This window comes from Hymenobacter edaphi (genome assembly GCF_003258365.1).
Classification (GTDB): Bacteria; Bacteroidota; Bacteroidia; order Cytophagales; family Hymenobacteraceae; genus Solirubrum; species Solirubrum edaphi.
In genome coordinates, this window is sequence record NZ_QHKM01000016.1 from 15,521 (window position 1) to 41,605 (window position 26,085).

Annotated in this window: 25 protein-coding genes; 8 read left to right on the plus strand and 17 right to left on the minus strand. The window is 61.7% G+C overall.

Going from position 1 to position 26,085, the window contains the following annotated elements:
* Window positions 1–170 precede the first annotated feature (170 nt).
* The 5 genes from DLM85_RS24240 to DLM85_RS24260 all read left to right on the plus strand — a co-directional run bounded on the left by DLM85_RS24240 (window position 171) and on the right by DLM85_RS24260 (window position 7,503).
* Window positions 171–824 (plus strand): response regulator, encoded by a 654-nt coding sequence (locus DLM85_RS24240; protein WP_111480776.1) that lies wholly within the window; start codon window positions 171–173, stop codon window positions 822–824.
* Between the two features lie 569 nt (window positions 825–1,393).
* The gene (locus DLM85_RS24245; RefSeq protein WP_207891095.1) at window positions 1,394–2,194 is read left to right on the plus strand and encodes a 3'-5' exonuclease; all 801 of its coding nucleotides are present in this window, start codon (window positions 1,394–1,396) and stop codon (window positions 2,192–2,194) included.
* 725 nt (window positions 2,195–2,919) lie between these two features.
* Window positions 2,920–4,224: an OmpA family protein gene (locus DLM85_RS24250; protein ID WP_111480777.1), complete on the plus strand. Its 1,305-nt coding sequence runs from the start codon at window positions 2,920–2,922 to the stop codon at window positions 4,222–4,224.
* Window positions 4,225–4,314: 90 nt separating this feature from the next.
* On the plus strand, window positions 4,315–5,628 hold the full coding sequence (locus DLM85_RS24255) for an OmpA family protein (protein ID WP_111480778.1): 1,314 nt from the start codon (window positions 4,315–4,317) through the stop codon (window positions 5,626–5,628).
* Window positions 5,629–5,859: 231 nt separating this feature from the next.
* Entirely contained in the window at window positions 5,860–7,503 is a 1,644-nt protein-coding gene (locus DLM85_RS24260; RefSeq protein WP_111480779.1) for an amidohydrolase, read from the plus strand.
* Between the two features lie 115 nt (window positions 7,504–7,618).
* Here DLM85_RS24260 and DLM85_RS24265 read toward each other — a convergent pair whose 3' ends face one another.
* The 5 genes from DLM85_RS24265 to nuoK form a co-directional block, all read right to left on the minus strand.
* Entirely contained in the window at window positions 7,619–9,058 is a 1,440-nt protein-coding gene (locus DLM85_RS24265; RefSeq protein ID WP_111480780.1) for an NADH-quinone oxidoreductase subunit N, read from the minus strand.
* 12 nt (window positions 9,059–9,070) lie between these two features.
* Window positions 9,071–10,531: a complex I subunit 4 family protein gene (locus DLM85_RS24270; protein ID WP_111480781.1), complete on the minus strand. Its 1,461-nt coding sequence runs from the start codon at window positions 10,529–10,531 to the stop codon at window positions 9,071–9,073.
* Window positions 10,532–10,592: 61 nt separating this feature from the next.
* A complete protein-coding gene (locus tag DLM85_RS25255) occupies window positions 10,593–10,880 on the minus strand; it encodes a hypothetical protein (RefSeq protein WP_133257265.1) in 288 nt (95 codons plus the stop codon).
* An 11-nt stretch (window positions 10,881–10,891) separates the two neighbouring features.
* The gene (nuoL, locus tag DLM85_RS24275; protein WP_111480782.1) at window positions 10,892–12,832 is read right to left on the minus strand and encodes an NADH-quinone oxidoreductase subunit L; all 1,941 of its coding nucleotides are present in this window, start codon (window positions 12,830–12,832) and stop codon (window positions 10,892–10,894) included.
* A 98-nt stretch (window positions 12,833–12,930) separates the two neighbouring features.
* Window positions 12,931–13,263: an NADH-quinone oxidoreductase subunit NuoK gene (gene nuoK / locus DLM85_RS24280; RefSeq protein WP_111480783.1), complete on the minus strand. Its 333-nt coding sequence runs from the start codon at window positions 13,261–13,263 to the stop codon at window positions 12,931–12,933.
* Between the two features lie 296 nt (window positions 13,264–13,559).
* Here nuoK and DLM85_RS24285 point away from each other — a divergent pair, with 296 nt between their 5' ends.
* Window positions 13,560–14,162, plus strand: a complete 603-nt coding sequence (locus DLM85_RS24285; protein ID WP_207891096.1) for an RNA polymerase sigma factor — start codon at window positions 13,560–13,562, stop codon at window positions 14,160–14,162.
* Window positions 14,163–14,317: 155 nt separating this feature from the next.
* On the plus strand, window positions 14,318–14,704 hold the full coding sequence (locus tag DLM85_RS24290; RefSeq protein WP_111480784.1) for a hypothetical protein: 387 nt from the start codon (window positions 14,318–14,320) through the stop codon (window positions 14,702–14,704).
* Between the two features lie 63 nt (window positions 14,705–14,767).
* On the opposite strand, the gene DLM85_RS25260 is transcribed toward DLM85_RS24290, so the two are convergent.
* The 12 genes from DLM85_RS25260 to DLM85_RS24345 form a co-directional block, all read right to left on the minus strand.
* Window positions 14,768–15,316 carry a hypothetical protein gene (locus DLM85_RS25260; protein ID WP_133257266.1) on the minus strand — a complete coding sequence of 183 codons (549 nt, stop codon included), beginning with the start codon at window positions 15,314–15,316 and terminating at the stop codon, window positions 14,768–14,770.
* A gap of 46 nt (window positions 15,317–15,362) precedes the next feature.
* On the minus strand, window positions 15,363–15,881 hold the full coding sequence (locus DLM85_RS24295; protein ID WP_111480785.1) for an STM3941 family protein: 519 nt from the start codon (window positions 15,879–15,881) through the stop codon (window positions 15,363–15,365).
* Between the two features lie 60 nt (window positions 15,882–15,941).
* Window positions 15,942–16,454: an NADH-quinone oxidoreductase subunit J family protein gene (locus DLM85_RS24300; protein WP_111480786.1), complete on the minus strand. Its 513-nt coding sequence runs from the start codon at window positions 16,452–16,454 to the stop codon at window positions 15,942–15,944.
* 178 nt (window positions 16,455–16,632) lie between these two features.
* Window positions 16,633–17,208, minus strand: coding sequence for a NuoI/complex I 23 kDa subunit family protein (locus tag DLM85_RS24305; RefSeq protein ID WP_111480787.1), 576 nt, complete (start codon window positions 17,206–17,208; stop codon window positions 16,633–16,635).
* Window positions 17,209–17,330: 122 nt separating this feature from the next.
* Window positions 17,331–18,473, minus strand: a complete 1,143-nt coding sequence (nuoH, locus tag DLM85_RS24310; protein WP_111480788.1) for an NADH-quinone oxidoreductase subunit NuoH — start codon at window positions 18,471–18,473, stop codon at window positions 17,331–17,333.
* A gap of 96 nt (window positions 18,474–18,569) precedes the next feature.
* Window positions 18,570–19,577, minus strand: coding sequence for an NADH-quinone oxidoreductase subunit G (locus tag DLM85_RS24315; RefSeq protein WP_111480789.1), 1,008 nt, complete (start codon window positions 19,575–19,577; stop codon window positions 18,570–18,572).
* Between the two features lie 215 nt (window positions 19,578–19,792).
* Complete coding sequence (gene nuoF / locus DLM85_RS24320) at window positions 19,793–21,133, minus strand: NADH-quinone oxidoreductase subunit NuoF (RefSeq protein WP_111480790.1); 1,341 nt, start codon at window positions 21,131–21,133, stop codon at window positions 19,793–19,795.
* Window positions 21,134–21,151: 18 nt separating this feature from the next.
* A complete protein-coding gene (locus tag DLM85_RS24325) occupies window positions 21,152–21,718 on the minus strand; it encodes an NADH-quinone oxidoreductase subunit NuoE family protein (RefSeq protein WP_111480791.1) in 567 nt (188 codons plus the stop codon).
* Window positions 21,719–21,728: 10 nt separating this feature from the next.
* Window positions 21,729–22,919, minus strand: coding sequence for an NADH dehydrogenase (quinone) subunit D (nuoD, locus tag DLM85_RS24330; RefSeq protein ID WP_111480800.1), 1,191 nt, complete (start codon window positions 22,917–22,919; stop codon window positions 21,729–21,731).
* 189 nt (window positions 22,920–23,108) lie between these two features.
* Window positions 23,109–23,678 carry an NADH-quinone oxidoreductase subunit C gene (locus tag DLM85_RS24335; protein ID WP_111480792.1) on the minus strand — a complete coding sequence of 190 codons (570 nt, stop codon included), beginning with the start codon at window positions 23,676–23,678 and terminating at the stop codon, window positions 23,109–23,111.
* A 79-nt stretch (window positions 23,679–23,757) separates the two neighbouring features.
* Window positions 23,758–24,315 (minus strand): NADH-quinone oxidoreductase subunit B, encoded by a 558-nt coding sequence (locus tag DLM85_RS24340; protein ID WP_111480793.1) that lies wholly within the window; start codon window positions 24,313–24,315, stop codon window positions 23,758–23,760.
* A gap of 89 nt (window positions 24,316–24,404) precedes the next feature.
* A complete protein-coding gene (locus DLM85_RS24345; RefSeq protein WP_111480794.1) occupies window positions 24,405–24,791 on the minus strand; it encodes an NADH-quinone oxidoreductase subunit A in 387 nt (128 codons plus the stop codon).
* A gap of 198 nt (window positions 24,792–24,989) precedes the next feature.
* On the opposite strand from DLM85_RS24345, the gene DLM85_RS24350 reads away from it, so the two are divergent.
* Window positions 24,990–25,586, plus strand: a complete 597-nt coding sequence (locus DLM85_RS24350; RefSeq protein ID WP_165822290.1) for a Uma2 family endonuclease — start codon at window positions 24,990–24,992, stop codon at window positions 25,584–25,586.
* Window positions 25,587–26,085: the final 499 nt, after the last annotated feature.

Here is a 26,085-nt window from a genome sequence, read left to right on the forward strand (position 1 = left end):
GCCGCGAGACATCTGGGCCAGCCTGTCAGCAGACGACTTCACCCAGATGTCTCGCGGCGCTCGACATGACAGTTCTGGTGCCCTCACATCATTATGCTACAGCGCCGCGCCCATGCGGGCCGTACCTTCGCAGCATTCTGACTCGCACCCCTTTACCACCGTTCACTGCCATGGAAGCTGCCGATACCCGCGTTCTGATTTACGAAGACAACCCCGACCTGCGCCTGAGCCTGAGCCACCTGCTGGGCGGCACGCCGGGCCTGGAGCTGGTGGGAGCCCTCGGCAACTGCCAGCAGGTGGAAACCGACATTCCGCGCCTCAAGCCCGACGTGGTGCTGATGGATATCGACATGCCCGGCATCAACGGTATTGAGGGGCTGAAGCGCATCAAGGCCAACTCGCCCAAGGTGAGCGTGGTGATGCTCACCGTATTCGAGGACAACGACCGGGTGTTCCAGGCCGTGTGCGCCGGCGCCGATGGCTACCTGCTCAAGAAAACCCCGCCCGCCAAACTGCTCGACGCCATCGGCGAAGTGCGGGCCGGCGGCGCGCCGATGACGCCCGCCATTGCCCGGCAGGTGCTGCGCCTGTTTCCCAAGCCCGTGGCTCCGCGCCAGCAGGAAGACTCGCCGGCCAACCTCAGCGCCCGGGAGCAGGAAATTCTCGGCCTGCTGGTGGAAGGCTACAGCTACAAGATGATTGCCCACGACCGCGGCATCTCGCTCGACACGGTCCGGTCGCACATCAAGAAAATCTACGAGAAGCTGCACGTGCGCTCCATGACGGAGGCCGTGAGCAAGGCCCTGCGCCAGGGCCTGACCTAAGCCAACGTCATCTGTTACAGGTCGTCATGCTGAGTCCAGTCCGTCTCTACCGCTTCGTTGAAGCGTTCGGTAGCGATGCTTCGCGGGGCTCAGCATGACGTTCTTTTTGCATAGTGTCTGGCCCACTGACGGCCGTACCGCCGGGCCTCCCGGCGGGTATCACATCATCATGTGATTGACGGGCGCCGGCCGATTGCTGAAATTGTAGACGAGCCTGCCCCATGGGGGTACGGCTGATATGCTCCACTCTTCACCGCCGTCCGCTCATGTCTGCGAAATCCCGTCGGCAGCTGCTGATTTCCATGCTGGGCCTGTGGCTTACCGGCAGCCCGGCCCTGGCGTAGCGCGGCTCAGCCCCGTGTCTCGCCCGACACACCTATTGCCCTTCCGGTAGCAGCGGCCGCGGCCGAGCTGAAGCATACCGCGAATACGCCCGCCTGATTTCCAATCAGCCGGGCGTATTTTTTTGGGGCCGGTGGGGGGCTGCTTCGCCAAAACAAACCGCCCCGGCTTGGCGTTTGCCCCGGTGGTGGCCTATCTTCGTTACCGACCCTCCGCCCGGCGTGCCCATGCAACTGCTCCGTAACCTTAAGCTGACCGACGTTTTCGTACTCGACATCGAGACGGTGCCCTGCGTAGGCTGCCACGAGGAGCTGGACGACATGCTGCGCCACCTCTGGGAGCATAAGGCCCAGAGCCTGCGCCGGCAGCAGGGCTTTCCTACCTGGGGCGCCGAGGAAATCGAGCCCATGCCCGACCGGTTTACCGCGGCTTCGCTCTTCGCCCAGGCTGGCATCTACGCCGAGTTTGGGCGGGTTATCTGCATTTCGGTCGGCTATTTTTACTACGACGCGCTGGAGCAGCTGCGCTTCAAGGTGAAAAGCTTCGCCGGCGACGACGAGGCCGACCTGCTGCAGGACTTCGTGCGGGCCCTCAGCAAGCGGCCCAACTTCACCCTTTGCGCCCACAACGGCAAGGAATTCGATTTTCCCTACCTCTCGCGCCGCATGCTCATCAACGGCGTGGCCTTGCCCCCGCAGCTCGACGTGGCCGGCAAAAAGCCCTGGGAAATCAACCACCTCGACACCATGGAGCTCTGGAAGTTCGGGGACCGAAAATCCTTCACCTCCCTGGCTTTGCTGGCGGCCATGTTCGGCATTCCCACGCCCAAGGACGACATCAACGGTGCCGACGTGGCCCGCGTGTACTACGAGGAGCACGATTTGCCGCGCATCGTGAAGTATTGCCAGAAGGACATCATCACCACCGCCCGCCTGCTGCTCAAGTTCCGCGGCGACGAGCCCTTTGCCGATGATGCGGTGGTGTACGCCGACCAACCCGCCCCGATGATGGTCCTGCGCGCCAGCTAAAAAGGGCAGATGCGCGGCCATTGGAGAATGGTTTTCTGGGTGAGCCTCGCACTTGCGGGGGTAACGGCCAGCCGTTCCGCTGGTTCGCCCGATGTAGCAATGTTACGGCAGAGACGGCAGCTCAAGCTGGGGAAAAGCAGTCAGCAGCGCGTCGTGCCGGTACTGGGCATGCCCACCATGCGGCAGAAGGGGCTGCTACATGGCTTCCCAAGAGACGGGGATGCCACACCAATTGTTGGGTGACGCTGTATTATCCTCGGCTCGGCATTGAGTGCGTTATGCTGGAAACCCCGGCCGGCCCGCGACTGGACGAGGTAGCGCTCAACTTCCCGTACGCGAAGACGGTCCTGGATTCCATTTACCTGAGCCGACAGCCGATCGGGGCGCGGGCTGCCCCAGCCCATCTGGAGTTCGAGGGATGACCGAGGACGAAAACCATGCGAAGTACGCGGCGGCATTGCGGGCGCTGGTATGGGGCTGGAAGTGCAGGCCCAATTCGACTCGGCTACCTGGAACCGTTGCCAGCGTCGGCCGGCGTTGCTCGACAGTCTGAGCGGCACTATGCCCGTCAATCAGATTGTGTTCGAAAACGACGATTGATCAGGCGCCAACGACAGTTTTGCCCCCGTGCTGGTACTCCATTGCTATAAGCACTGAGAATTATTGAAATAAATAAATAATTATTTGTATTATTATCTATGGTCTAACGTGTAAACCCTACAGTCATGGCGCAGAACGTGTTGGAGGAAGTATCGGCTTGTTTCACGGCTCCGGCCGTCAGCCAGGCCAGTGTGGTGGTGGGAGAAAGCGAAGCCGGGGTGCGTAAAGCCTTGCCCAAAGTGGTGCCCCTGGTGCTCAGCAGCCTGATCAAGCTCTCGGAGCAGGTTGGCGGCATCGATGTCGTCTGGCTGATGGCCCGCGACGCGCACGAGGCCGGCACCCGCGCCGACGTGCTGGCCGCCCAGGTACCCAAAGGCCAGGAACTGATGCGGGCCCTGCTCACCGACCACTACAGCGGCCGCATTGCCTCGGTGGCCACCGAAAGCGGCATTCGAACCGAAGCCGTGGAGGGCCTGCTGGGGCTGGCCGCGCCCGTGATGCTCGGCGTGCTCGGCGAGCATGCCGCCACCGACCACCTCGATGCCCCCGCGCTGGGTCGTTGGCTGCAAAGCCAGCGCAGCAGCGTAACCGGTCTGCTGCTGGCCGATGCCGCGACCAAAGCCCGGAACGGCCACGGCGCCGAACCGGCCGTGGGTGCCTATCCGCACGCGGCGCCCCTGCCCGCGCCCGACGCCGCTACCCGCCCCGACCGGCTGCTGCGCCAATGGCTGCTGCCGGCGCTGGTCGTCATCGGGGCCATTATCGTTGGCTACTGGCTCGGGCGTACGCCGCGGCCGGCCCCGGGGCCCGGCGCGGCGGCCCTGACCACGGCCGGCCTGACCCCGGCTACCCCGGCCGCGCCGAGCGGCCGTGACGTCGCCACCGCCGCCGACGCGGCCCCGGTAACGGCCATCAGCGGGCGCTACGACGCGGGCACGGAAAATTACATCTACGACACCGGCCGGCCGGTACGGCTGGCGCTGATTGACGGTACGATGCTGACGGTGGGGGCCAACTCCACCGAAAACAAGCTCTACACCTTCCTGGCCGACGCTACGCAGCAGGTCGACCCGGTGAACCGCACTAAGGGCTGGATCAACTTCGACCGGGTGTACTTCGACGCCCGCAAAGCCACGCTCACCGACGAGTCGACGGCGCAGCTGCAGAACGTGGCCAGCATCCTGAAAAGCTTCCCGACGGCGCACGTCAAAATCGGGGGCTACACCGACAGCACCGGCTACTTCAAGGACAATCTGCGCCTGAGCGAGCAGCGCGCCACGGCGGCCCTGGCGGCCCTGGTGGATATGGGAGTGGCGGCGGGCCGCGTCGAGGCCAAGGGCTACGGGCAGAAGCACAACGTGGCCAGCAACGAAACGCCGGTGGGCCGGGCGCTGAACCGGCGCATCAGCGTGCGGGTGACGCAGAAATAAGCTGGGCACTGGGCAACCTGGCAGGCAGTGAATCGTTGAATTTTCACATTCGCTCTTTCTCTTTTCAAGCTTACCTAGCCCTCTAAAGCCATGAGCCAAAACATCATTGACGTTGTGCGGAGTTTCTTCTCCGATGGCGTAGTGCAACAAACCAGTAGCGCGCTGGGCGAACATGGCAACCGCGTCCGCTCGGCCCTGACGGGGCTGGCTCCCCTGGTGCTGGGCGGCCTGCTGCGCCGCACCGAGCAGCCCGGCGGCCCGGCCGAAGTGTTTGGCATGGCCCAGCAAGCGCATTCCAGCGGCCTGCTCGACAATGTAGGTGGCCTGCTCACCGGCGACGGCGGCGGCTGGTCCAGCCGGGGGCCGGAGTTTTTGCGCTCGGCGCTGGGCGGGCAGTACCAGCCCGCCACCGAGGCCATTGCCAGCGGCAGCGGCATCAACAGCGGCATTGTGGGGCGGCTGGCGGGGCTGGTGGTGCCGGTGGTGCTGGGGCTGCTGGGCCGGCACGCGGCGCAGAACAACCTCGATGCCAATGGCCTCAGCGGCTGGCTGACCTCGCAACGTTCATCGATTCTCGATGCGCTGCCGTTTGGGCTCGGCGGATTGCTGGGGGGCCTGGGCGGCGGCGCTACGGCCGCCGGAGCCAGCATGGCCAATACCGGGCGCGACACCGGCCACGCGGCCCGCAGCGTGGTAACTGAAACTGTGCCCACCGCCGCGCGCGAAGGCCGGCCGTGGTGGCCCTGGCTGCTGCTACTGCTGCTCGGGGTGGCCCTGCTTTACTACCTCTTCGGGCGCAACCGGAACGAGGAGCCCGTCACGACCACCGATACCACGACCACCATCGATACGACTACGACGGCGGCCGCGCCGGTAGCGGCAGCCGCGCCCACCGGCCGCTACGACGAGGCCACCGGCAACTACATCTACGACACCGGCACCACCACCGACGTGAAGCTGCCCGACGGCACGGTGCTGAACGTGGGCAGCAACTCGACGGAAGCGCGCCTGTTCAATTTCCTGAACGACGCGAGCCTGCCCGTAGGCGACGACAAAACCCAGGGCTGGCTGAGTCTTGATCGGGTGTACTTCGATACCGGCAAGGCTACGCTCACGACCGAGTCGCAGCAGCAGCTGAAAAACATTGCGGCCATTCTGAAGGCCTTCCCGAATGCGGCCATCAAGCTCGGCGGCTACACCGACAACAAGGGCAGCGCCGACGCCAACCTGACCCTGAGCGCCGACCGGGCCAACGCCGCCCGCAAAGCCGTAATGAACAATGGCATCGACGCGGGCCGCGTGGCGGCCGAAGGCTACGGGCAGGAGCACCCGCTGGCCACCAACGACACGCCCGAAGGCCGGGCCCAAAACCGCCGGGTGGACGTGCGCGTGACGAGAAAGTAAACGTTGTGGGCCGCATGTTCCCGGCCAAAATCAGCAGCGCCGGCCGGGGTATCCAGCCCCCCGCCGGCGCTGTCGGTGTAAGGAATGGTGTACGCAATGCCCCGAATACGCCGGCGTCGGGGGGGCGCCGCGCGGTCGAGGCACGAGGAGTTTTTCAACATTATTGGGTTTTGGGACTTGGCCTGATCCGGCAGTATGCTTGCCTGACCCAAGGGCCGTTATCTTACCCGCATGAAGATGCTCTGCACGGTTTCCGCCCTGCTGCTGGCGAGCCAGGTAGCTGCGGCCCAGGCCCCGGCGCCCGATATCATCCTGACGGGCGGCAAAGTATTCACGGCCAATGCCAGGCAGCCCTACGCCGAGGCCGTAGCGGTGCGCGGCGAGCGAGTGGTGGCCGTGGGCAGCACCGCCGCCATCAGCCGGCTGGCCGGGCCGCGCACCCGGCGCATCGAGCTGCGGGGCCGCACCGTGGTGCCGGGCTTCAACGACGCCCACGACCACCTGCCGCACCGCGTGCCCACGGGCCGGCACTTCGCCTTTCCGGCCGCGCCCATGATACCCGGCCCCGCCCGGCAGCAGGTGCTCGATACCCTGAGCCGGCTGGTGCAGCGCACCCCGCCCGGCACCTGGCTGCAGGGCGAAATCAGCCTGCTGGTGCTCCTCGACCCGGAGCTGCGCCGCGCCGCGCTGGACCGCGTGGCGCCCGCGCACCCCGTCATGCTCAAGCCGCCGTGGGGCCACGGCAACATTCTCAACTCCAAAGCCCTGCAGCTGCTCGGCATTGCCGACGATGCCCCCGACCCGGTGGGTGGCCGTTACGAGCGGGTGGCCGGCACCGGGCAACTCAGCGGCCTGCTCTCGGAATACGCCGACTGGAATGCGCGACGTCAGTTCCACGGCACCCTGCCCGATGCCGCGTGGGCGCGGGAGCTACAGCAATACGGGACTGAAGCATTGGCTTTGGGCATTACCAGCGTGCAGAATATGGCCGGAGAGCTGCCGCCCGCCCAGATGCTGCGGGTGGTGCAGGCCGCCCGGCTGCCGCTGCGCCACCGCATCATGCCGCTGCCCATGACCACCGCCGCCGGCATCCGCTACGGTGAGTGGATGGGCGCAACCCCGCAGCCGGCGCCGCTGACGCGGGTGCAGGGCCGCAAGTACATTCTGGACGCCACGCCGCTGGAAGGCGGCGCCCTGATGCGGAAGCCGTACCCCGACCGGCCGGGCTGGTACGGCCGGCTGAACTTCCCCGTCGACACGGTGCGGCGCATGCTGCGCCTGGCTCTCATGGGCTCCGAGCCGCTGATGCTGCACGTGTCGGGCGACAGTACGGCCAGCCTGGTGCTGACGCTGATGAGCGAGCTGGCCGACGAGGCTACCTGGCGGCGCAAGCGGGTGCGCTTCGAGCACGGCGACGGGCTGGCCGCCGACCTGCAGCCGCGGGCCAAGGCCCTGGGCATCGTGGTGGTGCAGAATCCCTCGCACTTCATCAATCCCGCCCTGAGCGGAGCCCCCAACGGCGTGAATTTCGTGGCGCCGTTTCGCTCGCTGCTGGCCGCCGGCATCCCCTTCGCCCTCGGCTCGGATGGACCGATAAATCCGTTCCTGAATATTATGTTCGCCACCACCCTGGCCGACCCCAAAGAGGCCCTGACCCGGGAGCAGGCCGTAACGGCCTACACCGCTGGCTCGGCTTACGCTGAGTTTGCCGAGCAGGACAAAGGCACTTTGGCGCCAGGCAAGCTGGCCGATCTGGCGGTATTGTCACAGGATATCTTCACCGTGCCCGCGCCCGCCCTGCCCGGCACCGTGAGCGAGCTGACGATGGTAGGAGGGAAGGTGGTGTACGAAGCCAAGGCGGACGGTAAACGCTGATACCTGTTCTGTCATCCTGAGCAGAGCGGAGGAGGACGCTAGGATGGACTGCGAAACTGCCAGAAACAGAAAAAGCGGCCCGAGAGCCGCTTTTTCTGTTGTTGCGAAGACGCTGTTACTGCACGTTCAGCACGCCGTCGAGCAGGCCGGGCAGCACGCCCAGCAGCACCGTCAGGCCCATCAGCACCACCAGCACCACCGACTGCAGCCCCGTCACGGGTACGGGGGCTTCGGCGCCTTCCACGGCCGGGCGCATGTACATAGCAATGATGGGGCGCAGGTAGTAGTAGATACCAATGGCCGACATCACCACGGCAAACACGATCAGGCCGATGTAGCCTTCCTGGGCGGCGGCGTTGAATAGCTGAAACTTACCAAAGAAGCCCGCCGTCAGCGGAATGCCCGCCAACGACAGCATCGAAATGGTCATGGCCAGGGCCAGCAGCGGGTTGGTGCGGGCCAAGCCGTTGAGGCCCTCGTAGTCTTCGCGCTGGCGCTGGTTCTGCACCAGCTGCAGCACGCCGAAGGCCGCTACCGTAGCCAGCGAGTAGGCCAGCGAGTAGAAGAAGATGGCGTTGGCCGAGAGCATGCCGCTGCGCAAAGCCACCAGGGCCAGCAGCAGGTAGCCCGCGTGCGAGATGCTGGAGTAGGCCAGCATGCGCTTCACGCTGGTTTGGGCCACGGCACCCACGTTGCCGATGAGCAGCGTCAGCACCAGCATGGTGGTGAGCGTGGGCAACCAGAACGGAATGGTGTCGCCGCCGAAGGCCACCACCAGCAGCTTGAAGAAACCGGCCACGCCGGCCGTTTTCACCACCGTGCTCATGAAGCCGGTAAAGATGGTGGGGGCCCCCTCGTACACGTCGGGCGTCCAGAAGTGGAAGGGCGCGGCCGAAATCTTGAAGCCGATGCCGATGAGCATGAGCAGAATGCCCACGTACATCATCGGCGCCAGCGTCGCATCGGCGGTGGGCAGGGCGCGAATGGCGGCGCCCATCTGCATCAGGTCGAAGGTGCCGGTGGCGCCGTAGAGCAGGGCCACGCCGAAGAGCAGGATGCCGGTGGCAAACGAGCCCATCAGGAAGTACTTCAGGGCTGCTTCGTTGGAGCGCAGGTTGCTTTTATCCGAGCCGGCCAGCACGTACATGGCAATGCTCAGCGTCTCGATGCCGAGAAACAGGATCAGGATGTTGGTGTAGCTCACCATCATGATGGCGCCCACCAGCGAAAACAGCATCAGGCTGTAGAACTCGGCTAGGTTGGGGTTGTCGTCCTGCACGTAGTGCTGCGAAAAGGGCAGCAGCAGCAGGGCCGTCAGCACGATGACGCCGGTGAAGACGCGGGCATACTGGTCGAAGAACAGCATGTTGCGCAGGTAGCCGGTACGGGCCCACTCGGCCAAGGCGGCCGAGCTGTTGTCCACGTCGAAGATGTTGATGGCCAGCACGGCGGCCAGCACCAGCAGCACCAGCGGCAGAATCAGCCGGTTGGAGCGCAGGAAACCCAGGAACAGATTGGCCAGCCCGGAAACGGAAAGCAGAATAATCGAGAGCATGGGGCGGGAGGCTTAGCGGTTGATGAGCACCAGCAGCTTGTTCACGGCCGGCTCCGAAATGTGCATGAACGTGCCGGGGAACAGGCCAATCCAGAACACCATCACGACCAGCGGTACCAGCACGGCCAGCTCGGCGCCCGTCAGGTCGCGGATAACGGCGCTGAACGAGGAATCCGGGCCCAGCATCACGCGCTGGAACATGCGCAGCAGGTACACCGCGCCGAACACGATGGTCAGACCGGCCACGGCGCCCAGCCAGGGGTTGAACTGGTACACGCCCATCAGCAGCAGGAACTCGCCCACGAAACCGTTGGTGAGCGGCAACGCCACGGTGCCGAGCAGAATTACGAGGAAAGTAACCGACAGCAGGGGCGTAGCGCGAGTCAGGCCGCCCAGCTCCGGAATCTGTCGGGTGCCGGTGCGCCGCTCGATGATGTCGGCAATGAAGAACATGCCGACCACGTTCACGCCGTGGGCCAGCATCTGAATCACGGTGCCCTGCAGGCCCACGGCCGTCAAGGAGAACATACCGGCAATCATCAGGCCCACGTGCGAGAGCGAGGAAAAGGCAATCAGGCGCTTCATGTCGCGCTGGCGGATGGCAATGAGGGCGCCGTAGATGATGCCCACCACGGCCAGCACCATTACGGGAGCTACCCAGCGGCTCACGCCCAGCGGCACCACCGGCAGCAGCCAGCGCAGAGTGCCGTAGATACCCATCTTCAGCATGATGCCCGACAGCAGCATGGTGGCCGGCGCGGGCGCCTGCTCGTAGGTATCGGGCTGCCAAGAGTGCAGCGGAAACAGCGGCATCTTGATGGCGAAGGCCGCGAAGATGAGCAGGAACAGCCAGGACTGCTCTTGGGCGCTGAGCTGCAGGTTGTAGAAGGCCGCCAGGTCGGAGCTGCGGGCGGCGCCGCTGGCCCCGGTCATGTAGTAGAGGTACACGAAGCCGGCCAGCATCAGCAAGGAGCCGACCACGGTGTAGATGAAGAACTTCAGCGTGACCTGCACGCGCCGTTCCCCGCCCCACACGCCGGCCAGGAAGTAAATCGGAATCAGGGCCACTTCCCAGAAGAAGTAGAATACGAAGGCATCCAGCGCCACGAACACCCCGATCAGGCCCGACTGCATGAAGAGCACCAGCGCGTAGAACACCGAGGGGTTCTCGTAGTCGTGGCGGAAGGAAGCCAGCAGGATCAGCGGCACCAGAAAGGCCGTGAGCAGCACCAGCAGCAAACTCAGCCCGTCCATCCCGATGTGGAAATGGATACCGGCCGAGGCCAGCCAGGCGTAGTCCAGCTCGAAGTGCGGCAGGGAGTAGTCGGTCTGAAACTGGAAGGCCGCGTAGAGGGCCAGCACCAGCTCGACCAGCGAAGCGCCAAAGGCCAGCGCCCGCGCGGCGGAGCCCCGCACGAAGTGCAGCAGCAGCGCAGCGGCCACGGGCCAGATAAGCAGAAGGGCAGTCAGCATGTTGTACTGTATGATGCGAGTCAGGAGCGCAGAACGAGGATTTAAATGAGCAATGGCCTCTTTATGCTCTTTTGGTTTTTTGGCTTACCACCAAGTTGATTACAGCTATAAGTAAGACAAAAGCAATGTGCACCCAGCTATAGAGGTCTGCAGCAAAGGTTTTGGCAATCTGTGTGGCGCTGTCATCAGGTGAGCCTAGCCAAAAAACAATCAGGTGCAGCAGCAGAAACAAACCCGAGAGTACGCAAACCTTAAATAGTGCATGCCTCGGTCTTTCAATGTTGTTCCCGAAGACAGCCAGCACTACTACCAGTTCTACAATCCATGGTAGAAACAGTAGCAGCTGCATGGTGGCCGTTTTTAGAAATTCATGAAATTCAGCGCCAGCACCACCACGATGCCCACCACCATCAGCAGCAGGTAGGTTTCCACCTTGCCGGTCTGCAGGTTGCGCAGCAGCTGCGAGCCGCCAAACACGCCGCGGCCCACGCCGTTGACGCCGGCATCCACCACGCGCTTCTCCACGAAGTCGTGCAGGCCGCGCGAGAGGTACATCGAGGGCTTCACGAACAGGGTGTTGTACAGCTCGTCGACGTAGTACTTGTGGTACACTAGGTTTTCGAGGAAGCCGCGCTGCGAGGCGTCGTCGGCCGGGCGCACCTTGCGGCTCACGTACTGCACGTAGGCGAAGAGGATGCCCAGCACGCCGGCTGCTACCGAGAGGCCGATGAGCATGTACTCCGTAGCGTGGTCGATTTCCGCGCCGAAAGCTTCCGGGTTGGCCTGCCGCGAGTAAGTGAACAGCGGGGCCAGGAACTCGGCCAGGTAGCCTTTGCCGAGCACCAGCGGGGCGTTCATGAAGCCGCCGATGGCCGCCAGAATGGCCAGGATGATCAGCGGCATGGTCATCGAGGCCGGCGACTCGTGCAGGTGGTGCTTCTGCTCCTCCGTACCGCGGAACTCGCCGAAGAAAGTCAGGAACAGCAGGCGGAACATGTAGAAGGCCGTCAGGAAAGCCGTTAGCAGGCCGATGCCCCACAGCACCTTGTTGTGCTCGAAGGCGTGGGCCAGAATTTCGTCCTTGGAGAAGAAGCCCGAGAAAGGCGGAATGCCGGCAATGGCCAGGCAGCCGATCAGGAAGGTCAGGAAGGTAATCGGCAGGGCTTTGCGCAGGCCGCCCATGTTGCGGATGTCCTGCTCGTTGCTCATGGCGTGAATCACCGAGCCGGCGCCGAGGAACATCAGCGCCTTGAAGAAGGCGTGCGTCAGCACGTGGAACAGCGAGGAGGTGTAACCCATCACGCCCAGCGCCAGGAACATGTAGCCCAGCTGCGAAACGGTGGAGTAGGCCAGCACCTTCTTGATGTCGTTTTGCGCGAGGCCGATGGTGGCCGCGAACAGGGCCGTCAGGGCGCCCACCCAGGCCACCACGTTCAGCGTGTCGGGCGAGAGGGTGTAGAGGATGTTGGAGCGCAGCACCATGTAGATGCCGGCCGTCACCATCGTCGCGGCGTGAATCAGCGCCGACACCGGCGTGGGGCCAGCCATGGCGTCGGGTAGCCAGGTGTAGAGCGGTAGCTGGGCCGATTTACCCATGGCGCCCACGAACAGCAGCAGGGTGATGGCCGTGACAACGCCGGCGCCAACCGGCAACTTCGCGGCCTGCTGGAATACCGAGCCGTACTCCACCGAATCGAAAGTCTGGTAGATCAGGAAGATGCCGAGCAGAAAGCCCAGGTCACCGATGCGGTTGATGATGAAGGCTTTCTTGGCGGCGTTGTTGAACGCAGTGTGCTTGTTCCAGAAGCCGATGAGCAGGTAGGAGCACAGCCCCACGCCTTCCCAGCCGATGAACAGAATCACGTAGTTGGCGCCCATCACCAGCAGCAGCATCGAGAAGACGAACAGGTTCAGGAAGGCGAAAAACTTCCCGACGTTTTCGTCGTGGTGCATATAGCCGATGCTGTACACGTGGATCAGGAAACCCACGCCCGTCACCAGCAGCAGCATGATCAGGCTGAGCTGATCGATCTGGTAGGAGAAGGGAATGTGCAGCGAGCCGACGGAAATCCAGTCGAACAGGTGCACCGTGTAGGGCGTGCCGGTGAACTGCGTGAACAGCATCACCGCAATCAGGAAGGAGCCCAGTACGGCGGCGCTGCTGATAATCCCAGCCACCGTGCCCGAAAGCCGGCGGTTGAGCAAACCGTTGATCAGGAAGCCCAGAAACGGCAGCAGCGGGATGAGAACGTAGAGCAGCGGCGAGCCGCCAAAGACGGCGAGGGGCGCTTGTTCAGCCATATGACAATGAGTGAATGAGCGAATGAATGAATGAGTGAATGAGGAAGGCCGCGCGGAACTGCGCGTAAGGCACTTCACTCATTCACTCACTCATTCATTCACCATTTGAGCCTGTCGAGCAGGTTGACGTCGGTGTTCTGGATGTTGCGGTAAATCATCACGATAATGCCCAGGCCGACGGCAACTTCGGCGGCGGCAACGGCCATGATGAAAAACACGAAGACCTGCCCGTTCGGATCGGCGCGGTACGCCGAAAAGGCGGCGAGCAGGACGTTGACGGCGTTGAGCATCAGCTCCACGCACATAAAAATGATGATGGCATTGCGCCGGGTCAGCACTCCCAGAACGCCGATGCTGAAGAGGGCAGCGGCGAAGAACACGTAGTGTTGGAGCGGAACGGTGCGAATGACTTCCGGTATCGTCTGTTCCATTCAGGACGGGGTAACGGCGGAAAAAAGCCCACAACATACTGGGGCCAATTAGCGGGCAAAGGTAGCCCGAAACTTGGGAAAACCACGCGGGAAACTGCCCTTATTGTCCGGCTGCCGCCCCGCCTTGCCGATGGCAAATGCCCAAGCAACGGTTCAGGCGGCAGTCATTGCCGCGCTTCGCTCGCAATGACTACTGTGCTACCGTCGGCCGTGTCTGAAGTGGGGCCGCTAGCCCTCCCGAAAATTTTCTATTCCCCGTAAAGTAATTTTCGGCGGCCGGCGTCTTCCCCTCCAGAATGGAACAGGCCTTGACCATACCCTCCACCAGCGCGGCCATGACCGAGCAAAACGACCGGCTGCAGCAGGCCGTGCGCGAGCAGCGCGGCAAGCTGCTCTCGTTCATCCGCCGCCGCATCCCCGACGAGGACGATGCCGAAGACGTGCTGCAGGACGTCTTCTACGAGCTGGTGCAAACCTACCGCCTCGTCAAGCCCGTGGAGCAGATGGCCGCCTGGCTGTTCCGCGTGGCCCGCAACAAAATCATCGACCGGTACCGCCGCCCCAAAGCCGCCTCCCTGGAGGAAGCCGCCGCCTACCACTCCGCCGCCGATTCCGACGAGCCCCTGCTGCTGGCCGACATCCTGCCCGCCCCCGACGACTCCACCGAAACGGCCATGGCCCGCGAAACCATTATGGAGGCCATCCTCGATGCGCTGGAAGTGCTGCCGCCCGCCCAGCGCGAGGTGTTCGTCTGGCACGAGTTCGAGGGCAAGACCTTCAAGCAGATGGCCGAAGAAACCGGCGTGCCGCTCAAGACGCTGATTTCGCGCAAGCACTACGCCGTGCAGCAGCTCCGGGTGAAGCTGCAGGCGCTCTACAACGACCTTTTCCTGGACTAGCAGGAATGAATGTGAAAAATGTGAATTGAATGTGCGGAATAGGGGAGCTGAGCTGAAACAAGCATCCTATTTCCTCGCATCTTCCACATTCCGCACATTCAATTCACATTCCTCCGCATAGTCCCCATTTCCCACATTTCGCATATTCCCTTCTCATGGACCGCAAATTCTGGCTGCTCCGCGGCCTGCGCATCATACTCGCCGTGGCCTTTTTCGTCGCCCTGGCCGGCTTCGTCGTCATGTCGCTCTGGAACTGGCTGATGCCTTACCTGTTCCACCTGCCCACCGTTTCCTTTGCCCAGGCCCTGGGCCTGTTCATCCTCAGCAAGCTGCTGCTCGGCGGCTTCCGCGGCGGCGGACCCGGTGCGGCCTGGAAAGCCAAAGCCCAGCAGCACTGGCGCCAGAAAATGGCCAGCCGCATGGAAGGCATGAGCGAAGAGCAACGCGAGAAATTCCGCCAGCGCATGCGCAACTGCGGCCCTTGGGGCCGCATGGCCGAAGCACAGCCCCGCCCGGCTACGGCACCGCCTACCGTTGAATAAGTACGCTGACTAGTAAAGCAAAAGCGGCTCCTGATGCATCAGGAGCCGCTTTTGCTTTACGCGCTATTTCAATTTTCCTTGCCAAGTAGTCATCATTGTGCCTTGCCCATAACCAACTACTGTTATGTAATCCACATAGTTGAAGCGAGTAATATCAGGCACTTGCATAATCACTCCTTCAGGAGATACGCCGTAGCTATTATTCATAGCTGGGTAGTCAGCTTCAGTCGGTAGCATTTCATTTTGTTTGGCTATCGAAACTACTTTCTCAAAATCGTTAATCCGGCCAACCGACACGATGGCACCTGGTTGCAACCGCCATCCAGGAATACGATTCATGGAAACACTGCGGCGGCCGAATTTCACAACTATATCCAGCGTATCAGTTTTTTCTATTCGCGGGAGTATCAGCAAGCCCGCACTATCCCGAACGGCAAAGACGCGCGTGCTTGATCTGAGTGTTATGTCCCTGGATTTGATTTTACACTTCTTCGCTTGGTTGTTCACGTAAATATTTACGATTAAGATTGGCGCTTTGCGGGAGTACCGTGCGGTTTGACAAGTCACCGGCAAAGCATAGAGAGAAATAAACAGTCCGATAAGAGCTTTCATAAATTCAAAGTAGAACTCTACTCAAAGAGTAATGAGCTGCTTGGCACTACAAGCTTGCTTGCTGCAGCAAATTAGGCCGCGCCGCGGGTATGGCAGTCTTGAGCTGTAGTACCAGATCCAAAAACTTATGACCATCGACACCAGTAGCACTGAGCGGTAAGGTCAGTTCCTGAAAGCCCATGGCCCGGCTTATGCCACCCATTTGCTGAGCCAGATTACCCTTGCGCATGGATGGTTCGAAATTGGGCGGCACGACTAGGCAGAGCAGTTGTTGCTTATGCACTTCCGTCAGGTAGGCGTCCTGAATCAGGTCCCAATTGATGAACTCGCGGTGCGCCTCGTGGTGCAAGATGCCGATGCTGTTGAGCGTGATTAGGGGTCGGCGGTCCAGCAGGTTGTAAATGCCGAATGGGTAGCCCAGTCCAAAGAACCCAATACTCACCCAGCCGAACGGGTTGTGGTCTTTGCCAAACACCATCCAAAAGCCGATGAGGACGAAAGGCGTGCAAAGCAGCATCACCCGAATAGCCTGCCAGCGTGATTTGTAGAGGGTAATTTCTTTCATAAGAGGCACAAAAAAGCAGCGCCTGAATCAGACGCTGCTTCAATATGTGAGAAAACTCGCTTAGAAGTTCCGCTCCCCGGCTTCGCGCTTGCCCAGCATTACCGAACCCACCATGGCTACCAGGAACAGCACCGAAGCCAGCTCAAACGGCACCAGGTACTGTCGGTAGAGCACCAGGCCCAGGCGGTTCACCATCCCGATCTGCGAGTCGAAGCTGGCGGCATCGGCCCCGACGGGGTTCACGTTGCGCAGCGCCGCAATGAGCACCAGCAGCAGCATACCGCCGGCTATAGCCCCGGCCACCTTCGCCAGCCCCGACTTGTTGGGCTCCGTGTCAGCGTTCAGGTTCAGGAACATCACCACGAACAGGAACAGCACCATGATGGCGCCGGCGTACACGATGATGTTCACCGCCGCCAGAAACTGCGCGTTCAGCATCAGGTAGTGCCCCGAAATGGCGAAGAACGTCAGGATCAGGAACAGCACCGAGTGCATCGGGTTCTTGGCAAACACCACGCCCAGGGCGCTCAGTAGTGCCACGAAGGCCAGAAAGTAGAAAAGGGAATTACCCATAGGGGAGGAGAAGTGCGGAACTTCGAAAGGAAAGTAGCCCGTCAGGTCGAGCGAGGTCGAGTCATTTGGCCGGATAGTAATGCCAATCGTTGGGTTACTATCCGCAGTCAGCCCGCAAGATTGGCTACGCCTTCCTGCGGTTCGTCGGCAAGCTAGGAATGACGGTCTGTTGCGTCAATTAAGCATCCATGCCGGCCATGCGGCGGGCCAGGGCTTCGGCTTGCTCGGCGGTGAGCTGAATGCCGCGCTTGGAGCGGGCGTTCGGGTCGACGGGCTCCACCAGGCGGTCCTTGCCGTAGATGAACTCGTCGCGCTCGAAGCGGGGCGGGGCCATCTTGTCGGCCTGCAGGTAGATGGCTGCTTTGGGGCAAGCTTCCTCGCAGAGGCCGCAGAAGATGCAGCGCAGCATGTTGATTTCGTAGCTGACGGCGTACTTCTCCTCGCGGTAGAGGTTCTGCTCGCCTTTTTTCCGCTCGCCGGCCACCATGGTAATGGCTTCGGCCGGGCAGGCCACGGCGCAGAGGCCGCAGGCGGTGCAGCGCTCCTTGCCCTGTTCGTCGCGCTTGAGCACGTGCAGCCCGCGGAACGTGGGCGACATCGGCCGCAGCTCCTCGGGGTAGCGGATGGTGGCTTTCTTGGAGAAAAAGTGCTTGAGCGTGATGCCCATGCCCGTGAGGATGGCCGGCAGGTAAGCCCGCTCGGCCAGCGTCATGGGCTTCTTCTCCATGTGCTTCGATCTATTGGTCAGTTTCATCGTGAGGTCGTCGTGGCAGATGGCCGGCCTGTAGCGCGGGCTTCAGCCCGCGTCCGCCCGCGCCGTTTGGACGAATGAAAGTTACTATCTGAAGAACGCAGACTAAAGTCCGCGCTACGGCGCTAACGGCGCGCTACCGTGCGGATTTCAGTGGGTGCCGCTTCTTTGGATACGTCCAGCTTCGGTGCCTTCGAGCCGAAGAACAGGATGAAGGCGCCGGTCAGGATGATGTTCAAAATGGCCAGGGGGAAGAGCATGGTCCAGCCCAGGCGCATCAGCTGGTCGTAGCGGAAGCGCGGCAGCGTCCAGCGCACCCACATGAAGAAGAAGATGAAGAAGAAAATCTTCGCGAACAGCACCACCGTGCCCAGGATGGTCACCACGTTGTGGGCAAACAATTCCCCCTGCGAGGAGGTCAGCGAGTTGTAGAGCAGATGCTCCCCGGGGAAGCTGAAGCCGCCGAAGTACAGCGTGCTCATCACGGCCGAAGCCACGAACACGTTGATGTACTCGGCGAAGAGGTACAGGCCCATTTTCATCGACGAGTACTCGGTGTGGTAGCCGCCCACCAGCTCGGTTTCGCACTCGGGCAGGTCGAAGGGCGTGCGGTTCGTCTCGGCGAAGGCGCAGACGATAAAGATGATAAAGCCCAGCGGCTGGTACACAATGTTCCAGAGGCCGTCGTATTGCTGCAAAGCAATTTTCTGCAGCGACAGGGTGCCCGTCACCATCAGCAGCGCAATCAGGGCCATGCCCATGGCCAGTTCGTAGCTCACGGCCTGGGCCGCGGCGCGGATGGCGCCGAGCAACGAGAACTTGTTGTTGGAAGCCCAGCCGCCAATCATCAGCCCGTACACGCCCAAGGATACCACCCCGAACACGTACAGCATGCCGATGTTGACCTCAATGGCCTGCAGGCGCACCACGTCGCCGTTGTTCAGCAGCAGGGTGTTGCCGAAGGGAATAACGGCCGAGGCCATCAGCGCCGTGGTCATGGCCAGGCAGGGCCCGAACACGAACAGGGCGCGGTTGGAGCCGGCCGGGAAGAATTCCTCCTTGGTAAAGAGCTTTACGGCGTCGGCCAGGGGCTGCAGCAGGCCATAGGGGCCGGCCCGGTCGGGGCCGACGCGGTCCTGCAGGAAGGCCGCCACCACGCGCTCGGCGTAGGTGGAGTAAGTGGCAATCAGCAGCGTGATGCCGAAGACGGCCAGAATGACGAGGCTCTGCCAGGAAATGACGAGGGACGTCAGGGCGGAAAGATCCATCTTTTCGTTTTTCGTTATTCGTTTCTCGTTGTTCGTGTTCTGCTGCTCGGATGCGGAGTATGCCTGCCCCGAAAAACAAACAACGAAAAACGAAGACTATCTACCGAGTTTCAGCGGCGGGTTGTTTTCCAGGTCGCGGACGGAGCTTTCGGGCAGGTCGGCAATGACTTGCGGGTTCACCACCGGCAACTCGTAGTGGTTGGCCGAAATGACCGAGGAGCTGTCGATGTGGGCCGGGCCTTCGATAGTCCAGTCCGCCGTTTCCTTTTTCTCGAAGCGGCACTCGTTGCAGATCCACTCCTTCACCTCGCCGTACTCGTCCTTGCGGGCCGTCACGCGCAACACGTCCTTGCCCTTGTACCAAAGCACCACGCGGCCGCCGCACTTCTCGTGCGAGCAGTTGCGGTGGGCATTCACGGGCTTCGTGAACCACACCCGCGACTTGAAGCGCCAGGTCTTGTCGGTCAGGGCGCCTACCGGGCACACGTCGATGACGTTGCCGGAGAAGTCCTGGTCGATGATGTTGTCGATGTAAGTGCCGATTTCGGCGGCGTCGCCGCGGCCCAGCACGCCGTGCACGCGGCGCTCGGTCAGCTGATCGGCCGTGTACACGCAGCGGTAGCACAGGATGCAGCGCGTCATGTGCAGCTGGATGTAGGGGCCGATGTCGATTTTCTCGAAGGTGCGGCGCTCCTCTTCGTAGCGCGTCGTCGCCACGCCGTGCTCGAAGGCGAAGTTCTGCAAATCACACTCGCCGGCCTGGTCGCAGACCGGGCAGTCGAGCGGGTGATTAATCAGCAGCATCTCCACGATGCCCTTGCGCACGTCCAGCACCGACTGGTTGGTGGTGTTTTCCACTACCATCCCGTCCTGCACCGTGGTGATGCACGAGGGCACCAGCTTGGGCATGGGGCGCGGGTCTTTGGCCGAGCCGGCCGCCACCTTCACCAGGCAGGCGCGGCACTTGCCGCCCGTGCCCTTGATGGGGGTGTAGTAGCACATGGCCGGCGGCACGATGTTGCCCCCGATTTTGCGGGCTGCATTCAGGATAGTGGTACCGTCCGGTACTTCTATCTCGATGCCGTCGAAGGTTATTTTAGCCATTTCTGTGAGAGTCGTATGAGGAGGCGCCTGTCATGCTGAGCCTGTCGAAGCATCTCTACCGCTTCGTTGGGCCCGTCCGGTTCGTCATTCCGAGCGAAGTCGAGGAATCTCGCGTGCCGATGTCAGGTAGTGATTTTACTATCTGACGAAGCGGTAGAGATGCTTCGACAGGCTCAGCATGACGTTCTGGGGTGGCAGACGTTCAAAGTTAAGCCTTATACCAAAGCTGCTTTCGCGGAGAAGTACGCGCCGGGGCGGGTGGCTTCCTTAGGGTTAGTCACGTGCCACTCAAACTCGTGGCGGAAGTGGCGCACGGCGGCGGCAACCGGCCAGGCGGCAGCTTCGCCGAGCGGGCAGATGGTGTTGCCCTCGATTTGCTTGGCCACGCTCACCAGCAGGTCGATGTCGTGCATGTGGCCGTGGCCGTGCTCCAGGCGGTGCAGCACCTTTTCCAGCCAGCCCGTACCCTCGCGGCAGGGCGAGCATTGTCCGCACGACTCGTGGTGGTAGAAGCGCGAGAAGCTCCAGGTGTTGCGCACGATGCAGGTCGTCTCGTCCATGGCAATGAAGCCGCCCGAGCCCAGCATGGTGCCCGTCACGAAGCCGCCGTCGGAGAGGGACTCGTAGGTCATCAGGCGGTTTTCGCCGGCCGCGGTCTTCAGGATCAGCTCCTTGGGCAGAATCGGCACCGAGGAGCCGCCTGCCACCACGGCCTTCAGGTCGCGGCCCTTCCAGATGCCGCCGCAGTACTCGTCGGAGTAGATAAACTCCTCCACCGGCACGCCCAGCTCGATTTCGTAGATGCCGGGCTTGTTGAGGTGGCCGCAGGCCGAAATCAGCTTGGTGCCGGTGCTCTTGCCGACGCCGATTTTGGCGTACTCGTCGCCCCCGTCGTTTACAATCGGAACTACCGCCGCAATGGATTCCACGTTGTTGACCACCGTGGGGCGGGCGTAGAGGCCCTGCACGGCCGGGAACGGGGGCTTGTTGCGCGGGTTGCCGCGCTTGCCTTCCAGGCTTTCCAGCAGAGCGGTTTCCTCGCCGCAGATGTAGGCGCCGCCGCCGGGGTGCACGTGCAAATCCAGGTCGTAGCCCGAGCCCAGGATGTTCTTGCCCAGGAAGCCATTGGCGTAGGCCTCGGCAATGGCTTTTTCCAGGATTCGCAGCACGTAGAGCAGCTCCCCGCGGATGTAGATGTACGAGGTGTTGGCGCCCAGCGCGTACGAACTCGTAATCATGCCCTCGATGAGCAGGTGCGGCAGCTTCGACATCAACTGCCGGTCCTTGAAGGTGCCGGGCTCCGATTCGTCGGCGTTGCACACCAAATGGCGCGGCACGCCCTCCGGCTTGGCCAGGAAGCTCCACTTCAGGCCCGTGGGGAAACCGGCGCCGCCGCGGCCGCGCAGGCCCGACTTCTTCACCTCTTCCACCACCTCGTCGGGGGTCATCGTCTTCAGGGCCTTCTCCACCGAGCGGTAGCCGCCGTGTTTGCGGTATACCTCGAAGGTGTCGATGCCGGGGACGTTAATATGTTCGGTCAGTAGCTTGCGGCCCATGACGGTAGGATCTACGGGTTATTGTTGCGAATGCGCCAGGCCGGTCTGCTCCCAGGGCAGCAGCGGGCGGTGCACCAGGTTGCGCAGCTCGTTGAGCATGGCGTCGACGGCCTCGGGCGTGTCGAGCTGCTCGTAGTACTTCTCGCGCACCTGCACGATGGGCGCCGTGCCGCAGGCGGCCAGGCACTCCACTTCTTTCAGGGTAAACAGGCCGTCGGGCGAGGTTTCGCCCACTTTGGCGCCGGTAAGGCGCTCCAGCTGGGCGGTCAGCTCGTCGGAGCCGCGCAGCATGCAGGGGCCGGTGCGGCAGATTTCCAGCACGTGCTGGCCCACCGGCTTGAGGTTGAACATCGTGTAGAACGAGGACACCTCGTACACCTCGATGGGCAGGATGCCGATGGTTTCGGCCACCAGGTCCTGGACCTCGGGGCTCACCCAGCCGCCAAACTCCGCCTGCGCGATGTGCAGGATGGGCAGCAGGGCCGACTTGCGGCGCTCGGCCGGGTAGTGCTCAAACAAACGGGCAATTTCGGCCTTGGCGGCTTCGGAGAATTGCGGCTTTACGGTCGCGGTTGTCGATTCCATTAGCAGCAGGTTAAGCGTCCAATTCGCCAGCAATGACGTTCATGGAGCTCAGGGTAATGATGGCGTCGGAGAGGGTCGAGCCTACCACCATTTCGGGGTAAGCCTGGTAGTAGATGTAGCAGGGCCGGCGGAAGTGCAGGCGGTAGGGCGTGCGCCCGCCGTCCGAAATCAGGTAAAAGCCCAACTCGCCGTTACCGCCTTCCACCGAGTGGTACACCTCACCCACCGGGGCGTCGATTTCGCCCATGATGATTTTGAAGTGGTAGATCAGGGCCTCCATGTTGCGGTACACCTCCTGCTTGGGGGGCAGGTAGTAGTGCGGCGCGTCGGCGTGGTAGGGGCCTTCGGGCAGGTTTTCCAGCGCCTGGTTGATGATGCGCAGGCTCTGCCAGATTTCCTCGTTGCGCACCAGGTACCGGTCGTAGGTGTCGCCGTTGGTGCCCACCGGAATTTCGAAGTCGAAGTCCTGGTACGAGGAGTAGGGGTTCATCACCCGCACGTCGTAGTCGACGCCGGCGGCGCGCAGGTTGGGCCCCGTGAAGCCGTAGTTCAGGGCGCGTTCCGCGGTAATCGGACCCACGTTGATGGTGCGGTCCATGAAGATGCGGTTGCGGTCGAACAGGTTCTGGAACTCGCGCATCACCGCCGGGAAGCGCTTCAGCCAGGTGCGCAGCTTCTCCAACGCCACCGGCGAGAGGTCCCGCTCCATGCCGCCCACGCGGCCCATGTTGGTGGTCAGGCGCGAGCCGCAGACCTCCTCGTAGATTTCGTAGATGTTTTCGCGCTCCTCAAACAGGTAGAGGAAGCCCGAAAACGCGCCGGTGTCCACGCCCAGGATGCCGTTGCAGACCAGGTGGTCGGCAATGCGGGCCAGCTCCATCATGATGACGCGGATGTACTGGGCACGCTTGGGCACTTCCACGCCCAGCAGCTTTTCCACCGTCATGTGCCAGCCCATGTTGTTGATGGGGCTGGAGCAGTAGTTCATCCGGTCCGTCAGCGGCGTAATCTGGTAGAAGGGGCGCCGCTCGGCAATCTTCTCGAAAGCCCGGTGGATGTAGCCGATGGTGGGCACGCCGGAAATGATTTTCTCGCCATCCATTTGCAGGATGTTCTGGAAAATGCCGTGCGTGGCCGGGTGCGTGGGACCCAGGTTCAGCGTAGTGAGGTCGGTACCGAAGTCCTCGGTCTTGGTGACCATCACGCCGCGCTGCTGCTGGGCCGCCTCGTGGTGAATATGCTCCGTCGCGGTAAGGGCGTCGTTCGTTGCCATTGTTGGGTTTGTCATCCTGGGCGCAGCGAAGGACCTTATCACGTCCGCGCCTGGGGTTTCTTACTCTGATGAAGGCCGCCGTGATAAGGTGCTTCCTTCGTCAGCATGACAAATGGGTTATCGGCCGAAGAAGAGGTCGGTTTTGTCTTCGCGGGTGCCGTCTTCCAGCGGGTACTCCTTGCGCATGGGGTGGTAGTCCATGTCCTCCACGTTCAGGATGCGGATCAGGTTGGGGTGCCCGGTGAAGATGATGCCGTAGAAGTCGAAGGCTTCGCGCTCCATCCAGTTGGCGGTGGCGTAGATGTCGGTCATCGTTGGCACCACCGGATCGGCGATGGGGAAGAAGATTTTCAGGCGCAGCCGGATGTTGTGGATCATGCTGTGCAGCTGGTACACCACGCTCAGCTCCTCGCCCTGGCGCTCGGGCCAGTGCACGCCGCACATGGTGGTCAGGAAGTTGAGCAGCAGCTCCTTCTCGCCGTGCAGCACGTCCAGGATTTCGTGGATGCGGTGCCGGCTGACGGTAGCCGTGAGCAGGCCGTAAGGCTCCTCCACGTCCGAAAACGTATCGGCGCCGAACAGGCCGTGCAGGCGCGCCAGCAGCTGCTCGTTGCTGATGGCCGCGTGGGCTTTCACGTAATCCGCCGCCTTGGCCTGGGCCGCCGGCGAAGTGTTGAGGTCGGTCATTCTGGGAGGAGTTAGGAGACAGAAGCCAGGAGGTAGGAAGCCGATGTGATTCTGGCTCCTAACTCCTAGCTCCTAACTTCTACTTGATATTATAGGACGCCAGCAGGGCCTGGTACTCGGGCGAGTTGCGGCGGCGAATCGACTCGTTCTTGGCCAGCTCCTGCACGCGCATCAGGCCTTCGAGCACCTGCTCGGGGCGGGGCGGGCAACCGGGCACGTACACGTCGACGGGGATGATGCGGTCGATGCCCTGCAGCACGGAGTAGCTGTCGAAGATGCCGCCCGAGGAGGCGCAGGCGCCCATGGCCAGCACCCAGCGGGGCTCGGCCATCTGCTCGTACACCTGCTTCACGATGGGGGCCATCTTCTTGGCAATGGTGCCCATCACCATCAGCAGGTCGGCCTGCCGGGGCGAAAACGACGGGCGCTCCGAGCCGAAGCGCGAAATGTCGTAGTGGGCGCCCATGGTGGCCATGAACTCGATGCCGCAGCAGGAGGTGGCAAAGGGCAGGGGCCACAGGGAGTTGGCGCGGGCAATGCCCACCACCTTGTCCAGGGAAGTAGCGAAGAAACCGGCACCCTCAACCCCTTCCGGGGCGGCTACGGTTTTGATTTCAGGAACGCGGGTATCACTCATGACGAACGTCTCAGTTGGGGAAGTAAGCGGGGCGGCAACCACAGTATTCCGAACACCAGCCCGGAAATAAAGGTTTGGCGGCCTTTAGCTTAGTTCTGCCACTTCAGGATGCCTTTCTTGATGATGTAGTAGAAGCCGGCCAGCAGCAGGCCCATGAACATGAGCATCTCCACGAAGCCGAACATGCCCAGCTCGCGGAAATTCACGGCCCAGGGGTACATGAAGATGACTTCCACGTCGAAGAGCACGAAGAGGATGGCCGTCAGGAAGTACTTCACCGAAATCGGGGTGCGGGCGTTGCCCACCGACTCGATGCCGCACTCGAACGAGGCGTCCTTCACCTTGGAGTTGCGCTTCGGCCCGACGAGGTGGGACACCACCATCGAGAAGGCGACGAAGGCCAGGGCAAGGCCAAACTGGATGAGAATCGGCAGGTAATCGGCCGGTTGGTAGGCAACGGGAGTGGCTAACAGCATGGCAGCAGGAACGGTTGTGCTGTTGAAAAAAGGCATTGGCGGCAAAGGTAGGACGAAAACCGGGGGGGTGCAACGAATCGGGATACCCAGGCGGCGTATCTTTGGAGAAACTGCGCGGCGGGGCGAATGATGTCGTCACTCATTAACAAACGACGCCAGTTTGCGAACTTCCAGCACAAACTTGCTTGCTCTCTGACTATGGCTCACCCTCAGCTCGATAAGCGTATCTATACGGTAGAAGAGTATCTGGCGCTGGAAGAGGTGTCAGAAGTACGCCATGAATTCTATCAAGGCGAAATCTTCGCCATGACTGGCGCTTCGTTACCGCACAACCGGGTGCTGGGCAACAGCTACATGGCGCTAATGAATCGTTTGAATCTGGATTCCTGCGAAGCTTTTGTCGACGGTGCTCTGGTTGAAATCAGCGCTGACTGCTTCCTATACCCGGATGTAGTAGTGTCCTGCCACGATGAGGACTTGGCCTCTGACCGTATTCTGCGCTATCCGTCAGTTATCATCGAAGTCCTTTCGCCCAAAACCGCCGACTACGACCGTACCAGCAAGTTGCGGCTGTACCAGCAACTGCCTTCGCTGCAGCATTACGTGCTGATCCGCCAGGATTACTGTTGGGTGGATTGCCTGACGCGAACTGCCGATGAATGGAGCTTGCGCGTGTATGATTCGCTGGCGGATGAGTTGGAACTGTCGGCGTTGGGTATCCGAATTCCGCTGGCGGAATTATACAAGCGGGTTAAGCTGGGTAACCCACCACAGCTTCGTCCTGATATGCAATAGTAATAGAAAAGCCCCTTAGTCAAAGGCGGCTTTTCTATTACTAGTCAAAACTTAAAAGAGCTATGGGTATATGCCATCTGCACTACCCAACCATTATTACGCTTTTGACAAAGAACATATTTGCTACTACCTCCGCCTTCATCAGACCAAGTGAGTTGAAAGAATGCTTTGGAAAAATCTTTGTTGAAAACCACTCTAGAAAGCCTGTAAGCAGTGGGTACATCATCTTTAGATGCTGCAATTTTTGGCGTAAATGCTGCGTGTGCCGCTATTTGCTGGATAGGTAATGTAATAGTCGAATGACGCGTCTGAGACCAGTTAGTGGTGTCATTCAGTAGGCGTATAAAATCAGGTGACGCCTCGTGTTCCTGAGTAAGAGCGTGTTGGGGAATTGCTGTTGGGGTAAAAGAAAACGAGCCAGTAAGTTGCGCCGGGAGTTCCTAGGCTCTCGGTCGCATTATGGTTGACGGCTATCAACCCCTCACTGACTCGCAGTGGC

Bases quoted from the DNA above. Each gene is read 5' to 3' on its own strand.
- DLM85_RS24255 (WP_111480778.1), top strand. From the start codon at position 4,315: ATGAGCCAAAACATCATTGACGTTGTGCGGAGTTTCTTCTCCGATGGC.
- nuoF (WP_111480790.1), bottom strand. From the start codon at position 21,133: ATGGGCCGCAAGCTACTGACCGAACATATTAACGTCCCCGGCATCGAC.
- DLM85_RS24350 (WP_165822290.1), top strand. From the start codon at position 24,990: ATGGCTCACCCTCAGCTCGATAAGCGTATCTATACGGTAGAAGAGTAT.
- DLM85_RS24345 (WP_111480794.1), bottom strand. From the start codon at position 24,791: ATGCTGTTAGCCACTCCCGTTGCCTACCAACCGGCCGATTACCTGCCG.
- nuoD (WP_111480800.1), bottom strand. From the start codon at position 22,919: ATGGTCACCAAGACCGAGGACTTCGGTACCGACCTCACTACGCTGAAC.
- DLM85_RS24340 (WP_111480793.1), bottom strand. From the start codon at position 24,315: ATGAGTGATACCCGCGTTCCTGAAATCAAAACCGTAGCCGCCCCGGAA.
- nuoH (WP_111480788.1), bottom strand. From the start codon at position 18,473: ATGGATCTTTCCGCCCTGACGTCCCTCGTCATTTCCTGGCAGAGCCTC.
- DLM85_RS24295 (WP_111480785.1), bottom strand. From the start codon at position 15,881: ATGAAAGAAATTACCCTCTACAAATCACGCTGGCAGGCTATTCGGGTG.
- DLM85_RS25260 (WP_133257266.1), bottom strand. From the start codon at position 15,316: ATGAAAGCTCTTATCGGACTGTTTATTTCTCTCTATGCTTTGCCGGTG.
- DLM85_RS24260 (WP_111480779.1), top strand. From the start codon at position 5,860: ATGAAGATGCTCTGCACGGTTTCCGCCCTGCTGCTGGCGAGCCAGGTA.
- DLM85_RS24290 (WP_111480784.1), top strand. From the start codon at position 14,318: ATGGACCGCAAATTCTGGCTGCTCCGCGGCCTGCGCATCATACTCGCC.
- DLM85_RS24315 (WP_111480789.1), bottom strand. From the start codon at position 19,577: ATGGCTAAAATAACCTTCGACGGCATCGAGATAGAAGTACCGGACGGT.
- DLM85_RS24265 (WP_111480780.1), bottom strand. From the start codon at position 9,058: ATGCTCTCGATTATTCTGCTTTCCGTTTCCGGGCTGGCCAATCTGTTC.
- DLM85_RS24305 (WP_111480787.1), bottom strand. From the start codon at position 17,208: ATGAAACTGACCAATAGATCGAAGCACATGGAGAAGAAGCCCATGACG.
- DLM85_RS24335 (WP_111480792.1), bottom strand. From the start codon at position 23,678: ATGACCGACCTCAACACTTCGCCGGCGGCCCAGGCCAAGGCGGCGGAT.
- nuoK (WP_111480783.1), bottom strand. From the start codon at position 13,263: ATGGAACAGACGATACCGGAAGTCATTCGCACCGTTCCGCTCCAACAC.
- DLM85_RS24285 (WP_207891096.1), top strand. From the start codon at position 13,560: ATGGAACAGGCCTTGACCATACCCTCCACCAGCGCGGCCATGACCGAG.
- nuoL (WP_111480782.1), bottom strand. From the start codon at position 12,832: ATGGCTGAACAAGCGCCCCTCGCCGTCTTTGGCGGCTCGCCGCTGCTC.
- DLM85_RS24245 (WP_207891095.1), top strand. From the start codon at position 1,394: ATGCAACTGCTCCGTAACCTTAAGCTGACCGACGTTTTCGTACTCGAC.
- DLM85_RS24325 (WP_111480791.1), bottom strand. From the start codon at position 21,718: ATGGAATCGACAACCGCGACCGTAAAGCCGCAATTCTCCGAAGCCGCC.
- DLM85_RS24300 (WP_111480786.1), bottom strand. From the start codon at position 16,454: ATGGGTAATTCCCTTTTCTACTTTCTGGCCTTCGTGGCACTACTGAGC.
- DLM85_RS25255 (WP_133257265.1), bottom strand. From the start codon at position 10,880: ATGCAGCTGCTACTGTTTCTACCATGGATTGTAGAACTGGTAGTAGTG.
- DLM85_RS24270 (WP_111480781.1), bottom strand. From the start codon at position 10,531: ATGCTGACTGCCCTTCTGCTTATCTGGCCCGTGGCCGCTGCGCTGCTG.
- DLM85_RS24250 (WP_111480777.1), top strand. From the start codon at position 2,920: ATGGCGCAGAACGTGTTGGAGGAAGTATCGGCTTGTTTCACGGCTCCG.
- DLM85_RS24240 (WP_111480776.1), top strand. From the start codon at position 171: ATGGAAGCTGCCGATACCCGCGTTCTGATTTACGAAGACAACCCCGAC.